The organism is Candidatus Acetothermia bacterium (assembly GCA_024653305.1).
In the GTDB taxonomy this organism is placed as follows: Bacteria; Bipolaricaulota; Bipolaricaulia; order Bipolaricaulales; family Bipolaricaulaceae; genus JACIWI01.
This window is the reverse complement of the sequence record JANLFW010000004.1, coordinates 86,975-100,506: the sequence shown is the minus strand read 5'-3', so window position 1 is coordinate 100,506 and position 13,532 is coordinate 86,975. Positions and strand designations below refer to the sequence as shown.

The 13,532-nt window shown below is 68.1% G+C and carries 16 protein-coding genes and 1 pseudogene; 11 read left to right on the top strand and 6 right to left on the bottom strand.

Annotation, left to right across the window (positions count from 1 at the left end):
• Nucleotides 1–43 precede the first annotated feature (43 nt).
• The 4 genes from NUV94_02800 to NUV94_02785 all read left to right on the top strand — a co-directional run bounded on the left by NUV94_02800 (nucleotide 44) and on the right by NUV94_02785 (nucleotide 3,500).
• On the top strand, nucleotides 44–382 hold the full coding sequence (locus NUV94_02800) for an anion permease (GenBank protein ID MCR4391717.1): 339 nt from the start codon (nucleotides 44–46) through the stop codon (nucleotides 380–382).
• A complete protein-coding gene (locus tag NUV94_02795; protein ID MCR4391716.1) occupies nucleotides 367–2,175 on the top strand; it encodes a hypothetical protein in 1,809 nt (602 codons plus the stop codon). The genes NUV94_02800 and NUV94_02795 overlap by 16 nt, the downstream gene beginning before the upstream one ends.
• A 227-nt stretch (nucleotides 2,176–2,402) precedes the next feature.
• Entirely contained in the window at nucleotides 2,403–3,035 is a 633-nt protein-coding gene (locus tag NUV94_02790) for a winged helix DNA-binding domain-containing protein (protein ID MCR4391715.1), read from the top strand.
• 81 nt (nucleotides 3,036–3,116) lie between these two features.
• Nucleotides 3,117–3,500, top strand: coding sequence for a hypothetical protein (locus tag NUV94_02785; GenBank protein ID MCR4391714.1), 384 nt, complete (start codon nucleotides 3,117–3,119; stop codon nucleotides 3,498–3,500).
• Between the two features lie 6 nt (nucleotides 3,501–3,506).
• Here NUV94_02785 and NUV94_02780 read toward each other — a convergent pair whose 3' ends face one another.
• The 3 genes and pseudogenes from NUV94_02780 to NUV94_02770 all read right to left on the bottom strand — a co-directional run bounded on the left by NUV94_02780 (nucleotide 3,507) and on the right by NUV94_02770 (nucleotide 5,666).
• Nucleotides 3,507–4,775 carry a nodulation protein NfeD gene (locus NUV94_02780; protein MCR4391713.1) on the bottom strand — a complete coding sequence of 423 codons (1,269 nt, stop codon included), beginning with the start codon at nucleotides 4,773–4,775 and terminating at the stop codon, nucleotides 3,507–3,509.
• Between the two features lie 71 nt (nucleotides 4,776–4,846).
• A pseudogene (locus NUV94_02775) lies at nucleotides 4,847–5,260 on the bottom strand (GNAT family N-acetyltransferase).
• A gap of 154 nt (nucleotides 5,261–5,414) precedes the next feature.
• Nucleotides 5,415–5,666 (bottom strand): DUF4282 domain-containing protein, encoded by a 252-nt coding sequence (locus tag NUV94_02770; GenBank protein MCR4391712.1) that lies wholly within the window; start codon nucleotides 5,664–5,666, stop codon nucleotides 5,415–5,417.
• A gap of 97 nt (nucleotides 5,667–5,763) precedes the next feature.
• On the opposite strand from NUV94_02770, the gene NUV94_02765 reads away from it, so the two are divergent.
• From NUV94_02765 to NUV94_02735, 7 genes are read left to right on the top strand one after another with little or no spacing between them, the layout of a single operon-like run.
• A complete protein-coding gene (locus NUV94_02765; protein ID MCR4391711.1) occupies nucleotides 5,764–6,243 on the top strand; it encodes a Na+/H+ antiporter subunit E in 480 nt (159 codons plus the stop codon).
• Nucleotides 6,240–6,491: a monovalent cation/H+ antiporter complex subunit F gene (locus tag NUV94_02760; protein MCR4391710.1), complete on the top strand. Its 252-nt coding sequence runs from the start codon at nucleotides 6,240–6,242 to the stop codon at nucleotides 6,489–6,491. Before NUV94_02765 ends, NUV94_02760 begins: the two co-directional genes overlap by 4 nt.
• Entirely contained in the window at nucleotides 6,488–6,772 is a 285-nt protein-coding gene (locus NUV94_02755; protein MCR4391709.1) for a monovalent cation/H(+) antiporter subunit G, read from the top strand. Before NUV94_02760 ends, NUV94_02755 begins: the two co-directional genes overlap by 4 nt.
• Nucleotides 6,773–6,774: 2 nt before the next feature.
• Nucleotides 6,775–7,587, top strand: a complete 813-nt coding sequence (locus NUV94_02750) for a DUF4040 domain-containing protein (protein MCR4391708.1) — start codon at nucleotides 6,775–6,777, stop codon at nucleotides 7,585–7,587.
• On the top strand, nucleotides 7,584–8,255 hold the full coding sequence (locus NUV94_02745) for a hypothetical protein (protein MCR4391707.1): 672 nt from the start codon (nucleotides 7,584–7,586) through the stop codon (nucleotides 8,253–8,255). Before NUV94_02750 ends, NUV94_02745 begins: the two co-directional genes overlap by 4 nt.
• Before the next feature lies 1 nt (nucleotide 8,256).
• The gene (locus NUV94_02740) at nucleotides 8,257–8,604 is read left to right on the top strand and encodes a cation:proton antiporter subunit C (GenBank protein ID MCR4391706.1); all 348 of its coding nucleotides are present in this window, start codon (nucleotides 8,257–8,259) and stop codon (nucleotides 8,602–8,604) included.
• Entirely contained in the window at nucleotides 8,601–10,058 is a 1,458-nt protein-coding gene (locus NUV94_02735; protein MCR4391705.1) for a hypothetical protein, read from the top strand. Before NUV94_02740 ends, NUV94_02735 begins: the two co-directional genes overlap by 4 nt.
• Here the strand turns inward: NUV94_02735 and NUV94_02730 are convergent, their stop codons facing one another.
• The 3 genes from NUV94_02730 to NUV94_02720 are packed head-to-tail and all read right to left on the bottom strand — an operon-like array spanning nucleotide 10,059 to nucleotide 13,450.
• Nucleotides 10,059–10,889 carry an ABC transporter permease gene (locus NUV94_02730; protein ID MCR4391704.1) on the bottom strand — a complete coding sequence of 277 codons (831 nt, stop codon included), beginning with the start codon at nucleotides 10,887–10,889 and terminating at the stop codon, nucleotides 10,059–10,061.
• Between the two features lie 4 nt (nucleotides 10,890–10,893).
• A complete protein-coding gene (locus NUV94_02725) occupies nucleotides 10,894–11,835 on the bottom strand; it encodes an ABC transporter permease (protein ID MCR4391703.1) in 942 nt (313 codons plus the stop codon).
• Nucleotides 11,836–11,887: 52 nt separating this feature from the next.
• Complete coding sequence (locus tag NUV94_02720) at nucleotides 11,888–13,450, bottom strand: ABC transporter substrate-binding protein (protein ID MCR4391702.1); 1,563 nt, start codon at nucleotides 13,448–13,450, stop codon at nucleotides 11,888–11,890.
• Nucleotides 13,451–13,532 lie beyond the last annotated feature (82 nt).

Here is a 13,532-nt window from a genome sequence, read left to right as displayed (position 1 = left end):
TGAGCGGCCGTAGCCCCCTTCCGAGTTCGCCTGTCATCAGGGTTTGTGGGTTTGGGCAACAGGCTCTGCTGTCACCGCGATGCTTGCCCCAATCGCCCTCTTCTTGAGCCAACAGATGGGCGTATCCCCATACCCAATGATGATGGCCCTCGCCGCGACGTGCGCCGCCGGGTTCGCCACGCCGGTGGCGACTCCTCCCAACACCCTTGTCCTCACCGCAGGCTACCGGTTCACCGACTACCTCGTGGTAGGAGGGCTTCTCACCGCGATCTCCTACGACGTAGTGATCCTGCTCGTCCCTCTCATCTGGCCGTTCCAACCGTTGCCTCCTTCGTACGGTATCATTGGTGAGCCAAGGAGGCGATCGTGCGCAAACTCGTGATGTTCGCGGCTATGTTGATCCTGGGCGTAGGTGCGTTCGGGCAGATCGAGGAGTACCGCGATCTTGGTTACGGGAACAAGCCGTTCAACCCCACCGACACCGGCCTCGTGATGCGTGCGCTGCTTCGCGACAACGACGCGGGCAACCGAGATCCCGTGTACTTCACCCGACTTCAAATCGACAACGTGGGGACAGCGACCGCCGCCGAGATCGAGTGGGTCGAGGTGCGGATCGAGATCGCTGGCCAGAAGACGGTGTTCGGCCGTTGGCCAGGGCTCCCGATCGCGGAAGTCCTTCTTTCCCGTCCAGCTGAGGAGCGGATGATCCCCGACGACGGCGAGGCCTGGCTCGAGATCTGGGTCAAGGTCACCGACCGCATCGTTCACGGACACACGATCCAGCCCCGAATCCGGCTGTGGTGGTCGGAGGGCAAGGAAGGGGGGATGATCGATCTCACCGACGGCGTTCCCGAAACCTTTGTGGTCGAGGGAAGCTTTGGTGCCCAGGGCCTCCCTGGTCCGGAAGGCGGTGTGCTCAACCCCGGGGACGTATTCCTCGTCGCCGAGGCCGAGGTGTGGGACACCGGGGACGTGAACACCCACCACCTGTACGTGGTCGCGGTGCGTGTCGATGGTCCGCGTGATCTCATCTGGACCGTGGACATCAACAACGGCGTGACGCGGATCGAAGCCCCGGCCGGGGTAAACGTGACGCTCCCCGAGCCGGCGTTCGTGGCCTTCGACACGTTCAACGAGGTGCGGCCAGGGCCCGTGCGTCTGTGGGTGACAGTTCCGACAACGTTCCTCCCCAAGGACCCTGCGACCGTTGCTCCCACGTGGAGGATCACCGTTCGCGAGGGGAAACAGGGACCCCAGGAGCAGGCGTTCACCTTCTCCGATCCGATTCCAGACCAGGTGGTCGCAGCCGGGTTCGAACAGGTTGTGCTCAACGTCCCCGACGCTGGGCGGGTGTTCACCACCGTGCCGTCGTCCCTCACCTACTCCACCCTCACCCTGACCGACAACGACCGCAACCACACCCCGATTCGTGTGGATCATCTTGAGCTGGTCTCCAAGGGGACGGTCTCGTCCCAGATCACAGGGGTTGACCTCTCCGACACCCGTGGCAACTTCCTCGGGTACGCGACGGCCCTCGGCAAGCTTGACCTCGTTGCTCCCGACGGCAAGCCGATACTCGTTCTTGACAATGGGTCGCTGTCCCTCGTCACTACCCTCGTTTTGGGCGGGAAGATGCCGCTCGGAGGGAGCCTCCTCCTCTCCCACCGGGTGAAGGTCGAGGAGGCCTTGCCGTTCGACTGGTTGTACCTGCCTACCGCGCTCACGAAGTTCTCCGGCGTGCAGGAAGCCCTTCCCGCAAAGGCGATCTTCTTCGGACAGCCCAAGATCCAGCTCCAGTCGGTGGACTCGAAGGTGGAGGTCTCCACCGACGGCGAGACGGTGGGCACGTTCCAAGGCGTATTCAGGTACACGCCGACCGCGCCTCTCACGTTAGAGGACGTATCCCTGAAGCTCATCGCCGAAGCTCCCTACCGGATCGTCGAGGAGACCCTTGACCCCGAAACCGGTGAGCTGACGTTCAAGGTCGAAGCCTCCCGAACCCAAGCCCGCGCTGGGAAGCTCGTCACGGTCCAGGTGGTGGTGGATCAGACCAAGCACCCCGAGGGAACGGTCACGGTCGAACTGAGATCCGTGAGACTCGTTGACTGGGCGGGGATCGAACTCCCGTTCTCGCTGAGCCCCGGGGTTTCCGTCGTGACGTGGGGGAAGGAGTGAGCTACAGGTTCGCGATTCCCGTCCGGGCTTGGGGGTCAGTCCTGGATAAAGTGGCCGGCGATGGTCCTCCGGTGGTCGACGGAAGAGGCGCGCCTGTTTCAGCTTTCCGCGGTGGGGCTCCACGGCCGTAGCTACCCCGCGGCGACGAGGGCATTCGCCAGGCGTTCCGCGACCTGCGCGGGGTCCAGCTCGATCCCCTGCCGGTCCTTGGCCGGAACCACGACCTCGTGATCCAGGCCCGTGTGGACGGCACGCACCCGGGGGAGTTCCTGGACCTTCTGCACCGAAAGCGGCTGGGGTTCGAGTACTGGGACAAGGTGCTGTGCGCGATCCCAATCGAGGAGTTCCCGTGGTTTCGGGCCCTCATGGCCGCCGGGGGCGAGACCCGCCCAAGCGGGCTCGCCGGGCACCTGGTGGAGGAAGGCCACATCGCCCTGGTCCAGGTGGAGGGGGTTCGCACCCCGTTCTACGCCCCGCCGGACGCCGAGGAACGCCTGGCCGCGGCCGAGCGGGCGCCGCTTTCCGACCGCGCCCGGTTCCTCGCCCCGCTTGATCCGCTCCTTTGGTGCCGGGCCGCCCTGAAGAAGGTGTGGGGCTTCGAGTACGCGTGGGAGGTGTACAAGAAGCCGGCCCACCGCCGGTACGGGTACTACGTGCTCCCCGTGCTTCACCGGGGGCGGTTCGTGGCCCGGTTCGACGGCCGCTACGACGCGAAAACCAGGACCCTGCACGTGCTTGGGTACTGGGAGGAGCCCGACGGCCTTCCCTTGCGTCACCCCGCGATCCAGGACGCGTTCCGGCGGTTCGTTGACTCTCGGTGGGGAGCGCATCGCCTGGCCCAGCCGGTGCTAAGGAATTGACGTCGCCCATGGAGGGACGGCGTCGGCCATAAAGGCCGACGCCTTGGTAGAATGGCCCTGGCACTCAAGGAGGTGGATCCGATGAGATTGCTGACGAGGTTGGTCGCCGGCGGGGGCGTGGCCGCGTTCTTTTTCTTCAGCTGGGTGATCATGATGCTGTGGAACACCATCGTCGCCGGGCATCTGGAGATCTACAAGCCCCTCTCCTATCTCCAGGCGTGTGGCCTGTGGTTCCTCCTGATCCTCCTGTTTGCCTGGGCGGGGATCGGCGCTGCCTGGCGGCTCAAGCTGGCGTGGCACAGGCAGCGCCGGTGGGAGGAGTACGGACGCGGAATCGAGTCCAAGATCAAGCGGGGATTGGCCCGCTGGGCCGGGGCCGAGGAGGACGTGGACTGGGACGAGCTTGGGGAGAGGTTGGAGCGGAGGATCAAGGAGAAGTTTCGGGAGTGGCTGAAGGAGGATTGAGAGGACCTACGGGTGGCGTCGCACCACGAGGTGGCGGCCCTCCTGGGCGACCACGGTCACCCGGTCGCCCTTGTGGATCGGCTCCCCTTGTGCTCGGGCCCGCCAGTACTCGCCCTTCACCACCACCCACCCCTCCGGGGACAGATCTTCCTTGGCCACCCCGGCGAGGCCCACCATCGTGGTGAGGGGGCGCGGGCGGTGGCGTTGGGCCAGGAGTCCTTTGGACACGATGAACAGGAAGATCAGGGTCAACGTCCCCACCGTGGCCGCCACCGTGACCCACGATAGCCCGATCACCGGGCTCTCGATGTCGAATAGGGAGAACGAACCGATGAGGAGGCTTACCACCCCTCCGGCGGTGAGGAGGCCGTTCGTGGGCGTGAACGCGTCCAGCACCATCAGGAGCACCCCGAACAGGATGAGGCCGATCCCCACCAGGCTGATGGGCAGGATCTGGAGCCCGAGCAGGGCCAGAAGCAGGGACGTGCCGCCAACGATGAGCCCGAGTCCAATCCCCGGGGTAAAGAACTCGTAGATCAGCCCGTACAGGCCCACCATGAGCAGGATGTACACCAGGTTCGGGTCGGCGAGGTAGGAGAAGAACCGGTCCTTCAGGCTCATGCCCACCTCGCGCACCGGGAGCCCCTGGGTGCGGAGGACACGGCCGTCGCGCAGGATGAGCCCGTCCAAGTGGGCCAGGAGCTCGGGGATGGAGTCGGCTACGAGGTCGATGATCCCCAGATCCAGGGCCTCCGGCGCGGTGGCGGTGGCCGACTCCCGCACCGCACGCTCCGCCCAGTCCGCGTTTCGCCCCCGCAGCTCGGCCACGGACCGGATGCGGGCGGCCGCGTCGTTGACGATCTTCTGGGCCATGGGGTCCTCCTCCTGCGGCGCCTCGCCGGTGATCGCCACCGGGTGCGCCGCCCCCACGCTCGTCCCGCGGGCCATGGCCGCCACGTCCGCAGCAAGGAGGATGAACGTGCCCGCCGACGCCGCCCGCGCCCCGGCCGGGCCCACCCACACCACCACCGGCACCTTGGAGGCGAGGATCCCCTCCATGATCTCCTTCATCGCGCTGTCCAACCCCCCGGGGGTGTCTAGCTCCAGCACCACCAGCGCTGCCCCTGCCCGCTCCGCCACCCGCAGGCCACGCAGGATGTAGGCACTGGTGGCCGGGTTCACCGTGCCGTCCAGCACGAGCTTCACCACCTCCGACCCCGCGGCAAGGAGCCCGGGGCCGACGAGGAACAGCACAGCAAGGGCGAGCCCCCGCATGGCCTTCGATTGTACCTCGGCCGCCCATGGGGGGCCTTCCGCCCCGGTGTGGGCGAAAGAAAGCCTTCGGGTCAACCGCGTTGGGCCGGGGGCGGAAGCGTGAGTTCCTTGCGCACCAAGGGAAACGCGTCGGCGGCGCGGGTCACCCGGTACCCGCACCGTTCCCAGAACCCAAGCGGGCCAGACGGGTTGTTGGCGTCACCCGCCCGAGCGAACGCCTCCACGGCCGGATACCGGTGGGCCCGTGCCCACCCTTCCGCCGCTCGGACAAGGGCCCGGCCGAGGCCACGGGCCCGGGCGGTCGAGGAGACGAAGAGACAAGCCACGAACGCCGCATCCGCGGATGGGGGCCCGGAGGAATACGCGCCCGCCTGCGGGAAGAGCCAAGCCGGACCGATGAGGACGAACCCGGCCGGCGCGCCTCCCACGGACGCCACGACTCCGCCGGCCTCGGGATGGGTGGCGAGCCACTGCGCTTTGCGGGCAAGGGACTCCTCTTTGGGGAGCCTCGCGGCAAACGCCTGGGGATCCTCCCATTAGAGACAGGCGTCGCACAACCCGGCGAGGAGCGACACCCGGTCCGGGGTGAGCGGTTCGAACCGCACCGTTTCCACAGCCGTACCCGCATCTTCCGCCGTGCTAGTCCTCGCCGCGGAAGAACGTCATTACCAGCTCACACAGGATGCGGACGAACAGGGGGCCGAGGAACAGGATGATGATGCCCCAGGCGATGAGCCGCGCATCCGCCCCCACCCGGGCCCGTGCCCCCTCGATGATGGTGATGAGGCCCATGATGATGGCGATGGCTACCCCGATCCAGAACACGGCCGGCATCACGGCCGGGGTGATGTACCGCCGGAACGAAAGGAAATCCCGCCACCAATTGTCCATAACCCCTCCTATCCTCCCAGGATCACGCGACCAAGTTGAGGCTACCATGGGACCGGGTCCCGGGCAAGCGCGCTCCCCCGGTATACTTGAAACGGCCATGGCACGTTGGATCGGGGGGATCGTGGTTGGGGCGCTCCTTTGGGGCCTGTGGGCGCTTCTCTGGCGGGGAGCGGCGTGGCCCGTGATATCCTTGGGCGCTGCGTTTCCCGCATGCCTCCTCATCGCTCTGGCCGTGGGGCGCGTTCGCCTTCCGTTCCCAGTCTCGGCCTGGATCCGGTGGGACCTGTGGCTCGCGTTCGCGGTCGTGGTGGCAGGCCGGGTGGCCCAGGCGGTGGCCTCCACCGGGTGGGCGATCTTGGCCGGAACCGCCCGGCCGGGGATCGTGGCGGTGCCGGTGCGGCTGCGCTCGGAACTGGGCCAGCTTCTCCTCCTGTGGGCGATCACCGTGACCCCGGGCACGATCGCCCTCCTCATCGAAGGGGACCTCCTTTACGTGCACTGTCTCCACCGCCCGCCGGGACCGGAGCTTCCCGGGCTCGCCACCGTGGAGCGGATCCTGGAAAGGCTTTGGGGATGAGGATCGCCATCGAGGTGGCGGTGGCCGCGGCGGCGCTTCCCCCGCTTTTCGTGCTATGGCGCGGGCCGACCTTGTGGGACCGCCTGTGCGGCGCGGCGGCGCTGAACGTGCGGGTGGCCCTTCTCCTCGCCGCCGAGGCCGCCCTCTCCGGCCACGGCCTCCTCCTCGACGTGGCCCTGGCCTACGCCGTGCTCGGGTTTTTGGGCACGGTTCTGGTGGCCAGGTTCGGGGAACGGGGGGAACGATGATCGGGGACGTGCTCCTGGGGCTGGGGGTGGCCCCGCTCCTCCTCGGGGGCCTGGGCATGATCCGGTTCCGCGATCCTTACGATCGGCTCCAGGCGGCCGGGGTGGCCGACACCGGGGGGGCAACGCTGTTCTTGGTGGGGCTCATCCTCCGCGCGGGATGGGGGCCCGGGAGCGGGATCATGGTGCTCCTGATCCTGTGCCTCCTCTTTTCCGGACCGCTTGCCACCCACGCCATCGCCAAGGGCGCGTTCGTGCGCGGCCATCGTCCCAAGGATCGGTGAGCATGGCCACGATGCTCCTGTGCGCGCTGACTCTGGCGCTCGCTGTGTTCGCACTCACCCGGCGGCGCCTCCTGTGGGGGGTGATCGGGGTCGGGGCGCACTCCCTGGCCCTGGCCGGGGTGTACCTGTTTTTGGCGGCCCCGGACGTGGCCCTCACCGAGGCCGCGGTGGGGTTTGCCCTGGTCACGTTCATCTACCTTCTTGCCCTGCGCCGGACCGGGCGTCTCGTGGTGGCGGCCACCGAGGTCTGCCCCCTCCTGTACCAGGAAGGGGACGCGGTGGCCGGGCTGGAGTGGGAGATCCTGGAGCGGTTCGGACGGTGGCTCCATCGGGACATCGAGGTCCTGTGGGTGGCCCGGACGGACGTCCCTCGGCTCCTCGCCGCAGGTGAGGCCGATCTCGCCGCGGGCGGATTCCTTCCCCGGGAAGGGGAGAGGGTGCTCCTCTCCCGGCCCCTCGTGCCCACCCGGATGATCGCCGTCCGCACCGGCCCCGGCCCGTGCGGGGCGGTGGCCGGCGACCGCGGCCAGGACCACCTCCCTCCTGGCGGGCCCACCTACGAGGACCCCCAGGAGCTGGCCTCCGCATTGAGCCGAGGCGATCTCGGCGAGGCGGTGGTGGACCTCCTGCGCCTGTGGGAATGGCAGTTGCGCGATCGGGTCGGCGAGGCGGAAACGGCCGCCCTGGAGGACCTCGCGTTCCGGTTCGCCGTGGCCCCTGGGGAAGAGGAAGTCCATCAGGCGTTAGAGGTGTTCTTGGGCGAACTCGAGGCGAGCGGGGAGCTTGAGCGCCTTCGGGAAAGGTACCTGGGATGAGGTGGCTCGCTGGGGCGGCCGTGGTGGCGTTGGTCGGCCTCCTCGCCCTGGGGACGTGGGGGCTGTTTCCCCGGCCCCCTGTGCCCCGTTGGGAGGAGGCGGCCGCGGCCTTCGGGGCGCGGAACGCGGTGGCGGCGATCGTGCTCGGCGCCCGTCTGTGGGACACCCTGCTCGAGGTCTTGGTGTACGCGATGGCCCTGGTCGGGGTGCGGATGGGGCTGCGGCCCCTGAGAGGGACGCCGCTCGCCGAGGGCGAGCGGTCTCTTCTGGGGCGGGCCCTTCCCCCGGTGGCGGAGACGCCTCTCCTCACCCGGGCCGCGGACATCCTGCTCGGGCCGATCGTGGTCCTGAGCGTCTACATCGCGGGAAGCGGCCACCTCGGCCCGGGGGGAGGATTTCCGGCCGGGGCCATCCTCGGCTCGGGGCTCCTCCTCCTCGCCCTGGCCAAGGGCGTGGACCGCTTGAGCCAGGAGCTGCACGAACCGTCGCTGGAGCGGGTGGAGTACGGGGCCATCGCCGCCCTCCTTGCCCTGGGCGGGCTCATCCTGGTCCTGAGCTGGCGGGGAAGTTGGCTCCTGGTGGGCGCCAACGTCCTGATCGGCCTGGAGGTGGCGATCGGGGCATGGGTGGTGCTCCACCACTTCGCGAGCACGCGGGGGGAGGTGTAAAGTGGAGGGCATCGCTGCTGCGGCGCTCGGGATCGCCTTGGCCGGACTGGGCCTGTGGACGCTCGTGCGGCGCCGCAACGTGATCTGGAAGCTCCTCGGCCTCAACGTGGCTGCGGGCGGGGCGATCCTGTTCCTGGTGGCCCTGAGCCATCGGCCGGGGGCCCGGCCGCCCATCGCGGGCCTCGGCTCAGGGCCGGCCGCCGATCCCCTCCCCCAGGCCCTGGTCCTCACCGCGATCGTCATCCACTTCGCCACCCTCGCCCTGGCCCTGGTGTACGTGATCTTCCTCACCGAGCACCGCCACACCCAGGACGTCCACAAGCTGGACCGGGAACCGGAGGAGCCATGAACGCTGCCCTGGTGGGGGTTTTGGCATACCTGGCCTTGGGGGTGGTGGGCCTCCTCGGGAAGGCCCGCCTGTGCGCGGCCCTGGCCATCCTGGCCGGGCTCGCCGCCCTGGCCGCCTGGGCCCCGGGGTTCCCGGAAGGGGTGGTGGGCGGCGTTCCGTGGGGGATCCCGGTGGCCGGGGATACCCTGGCCCTGGCGTTCTGGGCCCTCATCCTGGTTGTCCACACCGTGGTCCTGTGGCACGAACGGCACCGGACCGGGGCGTTCCACCCCCTTCTCGCCCTCCTCATGGGGACGTGCTTGGCCGCGGTGCTCTCCCGGGACCTGTTCAACCTGTACGTGGCGCTGGAGCTGGCCTCCCTCCTTTCCTTCCTCCTCACCGGGTACGAGGGCAAGGTCAGGGCGGTGTGGGCGAGCTTGCAGTACCTCATTTTGGCCACGGTGGGGATGACCTTGTATCTATTTGGGCTTGGGCTCGTGTACGGGAAGCTCGGGACGCTCTCGATAAGTGAAATCGCCGCCATGTCCCTTGATCTTTCCGATCCTGCGCTCGCGGTAGGGGTGGGGCTGCCTTTGGCCGGGGCGGCGGTCAAGGGGGGCCTGTTCCTGTTCGGGCTTTGGCTCCCGCCCGCCCACGGCTACGCCCCGACCGGGGTGTCCGCGGTTCTCTCGGGGGTGGTGGTGAATATGGGGGCCGTGGCCCTGGCCCGGCTCGCGGAAGCGTTTCCGGTGGGGCCGATGCTCATCGCCCTCGGGCTCCTCACCGGGTTCGGCGGCCTCACTTATGCCATCTGGGAGCCGGATTTGAAGGTTTTCCTTGCCTTCTCCACCGTGTCCCAGCTTGGGTATGTCCTGATCGGCCTTGGGCTGGGCGGGCCGGCCCAGTTTGGGGCGATCCTGTATGCCGTGGCCCATGGCCTGTTCAAGGGGCTTTTGTTCCTCGCCGCCGGCACGGGAATCGAAGGGACGGGCGTTCGGTCCATCCCCGCCCTGGCCGGTCGCCTCCCCCTCCCTTCAGCCTTGGCCCTGGGGGTGGGGACGTGGGCCATCGCCGCTCTTCCGCCCCTGGCGGGGTTTGCGGCCAAAGGGGCGCTGGCGATCGGGGCCCCTCCCGTAGCCAAATGGGTTCTTTTCGCCCTCGGGGTGGGCACCGCCGCCTCCTTCTCCAAGCTCCTCCCCCTCCTCCGCCCGGCCGGCCGCCGGGGTGGGTTCGGGGGCATGGGCCTTCTCATGGGAGCGGTGGTGGGGTTTGGGCTATGGGGGCTGGCGGAGTTTTCGGGGCTCATGACCCCGGGAGCGTGGGGCGAGGCGTTCCTCGGGGCCGGGGCCGGCTACGGCCTGTACCTTGCGGTGCGGCGGTTCCACCCTCGTCTTCCCCGGTTCACCCTGGACCGGGCCGCGGTGGCCGCCCTGCTCGGGGCGGTGGGCATCGCCCTGGGAATCCTCCTCGCCTGATCAGAGGAGTTTCGGGTCCATCGCATCCCGCAGGCCGTCCCCCACCATGTTGAACCCAAGCACGGCGATGACGATGGCTAGGCCTGGAAACACCGAAAGCCATGGGGTCACCACCAGCCACCGCACCCCTTCCCGGATCATGTTCCCCCAAGTGGGCGTGGGTGGGGACACCCCAAGCCCGATGAACGACAGGTTCGCCTCCACCCGGATGGCCGTGGCCATCCACAGGGTGGCCATGACCAGGATCTCTCCGGCTACGTTGGGGAGCACATGCCGTCGTAGGATGCGCCACGGCCCCGCCCCCGCGGCCCGGGCTGCCGTGATGTACTCCATCTCCCGTAGGGCCACCACCGCCCCGTGAGCGAGTCGGGCGATTTGGGGGGTGAGCACGAGCCCGATCGCGACGATGAGCTTGTCCATCCCCGTGCCGAGGATGGCCATGAACATGAGCCCCATCACCAGGACCGGAAAGGACATGAGGATGTCCACCACCCGCATCACCCCGAGCTCCAGCGGCCCTCCGAAATAGCCAGCCACCAAGCCAACGAACGTCCCTATTCCTGTTCCAATGAGAACGGAGAACACGCCGACCGTGATGGACACCCGGGCCCCGTACAAGATGCGCGACAGCACATCGCGCCCGAGATCGTCGGTCCCGAGGGGGTAGGGTCCGCCCGGGGGGGCGAGCATGTGGTACACGTCCTGGATGAGGGGGTCATGGGGGGCCACTGCCGGGGCGACCAAGGCACCCAGGGTCACGGCTGCGGCGAGGACCGCCCCGGCTACGGCGGTCCTGTTCCGCAGGAACGCCCGCACCCGTCGGCTGCGCATCCACCTACTCATAGCGGATCCGGGGGTCGATGAGCCCGTAGGAAAGGTCGGTGACGAGGTTAACAAGGACCACAAGTGCCCCATAGATGACGATCAACCCTTGGAGGGCGATGTAGTCCCGCTGCATCATGGCCTGGACCATGAGGCGGCCCAGGCCCGGCCGGGAGAACACGATCTCCGTCATCACCGAGTCCCCGATGAGCACCGCCGCCTGGATCCCCAGCACCGACACCACCGGGATCAGGGCGTTGCGCAGGGCGTGGAGGTACACCACGGTCCGCTCCCGCAGGCCCTTGGCCCGCCCGGTGCGCACGTAGTCCTCCCGAAGCACGGTGAGGAGTGAGGACCGGGTCATGCGCGTCACGAACGAGGTCATGATGATCCCCAAGGTGAGGGCTGGGAGCGCGAGGTGCCGCAAGTTCGCGCGCGCGTCAGAGAACGGGCCCGACCCCATCACCGGGAACCACCGTAGCTGCACGGCGAACCCGAGGATGAGGAGGATCCCGAGGTAGAAGGCGGGGATGGACAGGCCCACCAGGGCGAGGGTGCGGCCCACGTAGTCGGGGAGGCGGTTGCGGCGCACGGCAGTGAGGATGCCGGTGGGAATCCCAAGGATGGCCCCGATGACGATCCCAGCGAACGTGAGCTCCAAGGTGTGGGGGAGGGCGGTGGCGACCTGCTGCCCAACGGGGATGCCGGTGATGAGGGACCGTCCGAGGTCTCCCCTTAGGTACCCCGCCAGGGTCCGGCCGTACTGGATCCACAACGGGGCGGTGAGCCCCATCCGTTCGCGTAGGGCCTGCACTGCCTCTGCCGAGGCATAGTCGCCCAGGGCCGCTACCGCTGGGTCCCCCGGTGCCACCCGCACGAACAGAAACACCAGGGTGTACACGGCAAGGAGCGTAGGGAACGCCACCAACAGCCGTCGCACCGTGTACCGCACCATTGGTCCGGGATCAAGAAGGGGGCGGGCGGATTCGGCCCGCCCCCAACCGGATTCACTTAATTCGGGTTAGTTCGGTGACTTGAGGATACAGGGCGAGCGAGGACCGCAGCACGTACCCGTAGTCCACCTTCTCCGACCGGGCGAACACGAACTTGAGGACGTAGAGCGGATAGGAGGCAAGCTCCTCGAGAAGCTTCACCTGGGCTTCCTTCCACAGCTCGGCCTGGCGGGCCGGGTCGAGCTCGTAGCGGGCGGCCTCGATCAGCCCGTCGACGGAGGTCACATGGGAGAAGTTTGTGTCCGGCTTGGCCCCGGTGACCACGGTCGAGGCCGAGTGGTAGAACCGGGTCAGGAACGCATCGGCGCTCGGTCGCCACGCCTCGTAGTGGACGAGTGGGTTCACGTCCTGGCGGATCAGGGTGTGGAAGGAGGAGTGGTCCACCACCGTGATGTTCAGGCGGATCCCAACCCGGGCGAGCTGGGCCTGCACGTTCTCGAACGGCTTTCGGTAGGAAGCGCGCTCGGTGATGTAGGCGCTGATCGCAAACCCGTTGGGGTAGCCGGCCGCGGCGAGGAGGTTGCGGGCCAGCTCCAGGTTGGCCTCATAGAGGAGCCCCTTTTCCGCGGCCTCGGCGCAGGTGAGGCCGCCGGCGAGGTAGGGCGGGACCGCGGCGCACAGCGGCTCAGCCACATCGGGCCCGATGGCGGTGATCACTTCCTCCCGGCTGATGGCGTAGGCGATGGCCTGGCGCACCTGGAGGTTCGTGATGGGGTCCTTGGACATGTTGAGGTGGAGGACCTCGGTCTCCCCGGGGCCGAACACGTCCACCACCGCCCCCGGCATGCGCTTCACCGCCTCCACCCACGCCTGCTCCCGCACCCCCTCGATCACGTGGACCTCCCCGGTGACGAGGGCGCTCAGGCGCGCGGTCACATCGGGCATGTACCATACCTCCACCCCCGCGAGGAGGGGAGCCCCCCGGAAGTACCGGTCGTTCCGAACAAGCCGCACCTTCTGGGTGGGCACGTACTCAGCGAACTGGAACGGCCCTGTGCCCACCGGGTTGGTGGCGAACCGGGGCCCAAGGGCCTCGTACGGCCCCTTTGGGACGATGAACCCACCGGCGTAATCCGCCACCTTGGGGAGGAACAACGACGGGGAGAGGGCCTTGTCCAGGATGATCCGCACCGTGTACGGGTCCACCGCCTCGAACCTCATCCCCACGTATTCCCCGGCGTAGGCCGAGCGGTCTTTATCCGCGGCCTTCTGGAGGGAGAACACCACGTCCTCGCTCGTGAGCTCATACCCCTCCGGGGCCCCCGGGAACGGATGGACCTGCACCTTCGGCCGGAGGTGGAACGTCCAGGTGAGCCCGTCGGTGGAGACCTCCCACGACTCGGCCAGGTCCGGCTCGAACGCGGTGATGTCCCCGGGCTTGTAGCGGACGAGACCGTTGAACAACATGTCCACCACCGCCCGGTCCATCGTCGCCGCCGCGTAGTGGGGATCCAGGGTCTTGAGGTCGGCCGCGTCGAATGCGATCCTCAATACTTGAGCCTGGCTTACCAAGCCTACTGCCAACACCACTGCTAACACTGCCCACCATCGCCGCATCACACCCTCCTTAGCAATCGTCTCCCGGATTGAAATCTTGCTTACCTCATTGCAGTCGGCTTCCACCCCCTTCCCCTGAACT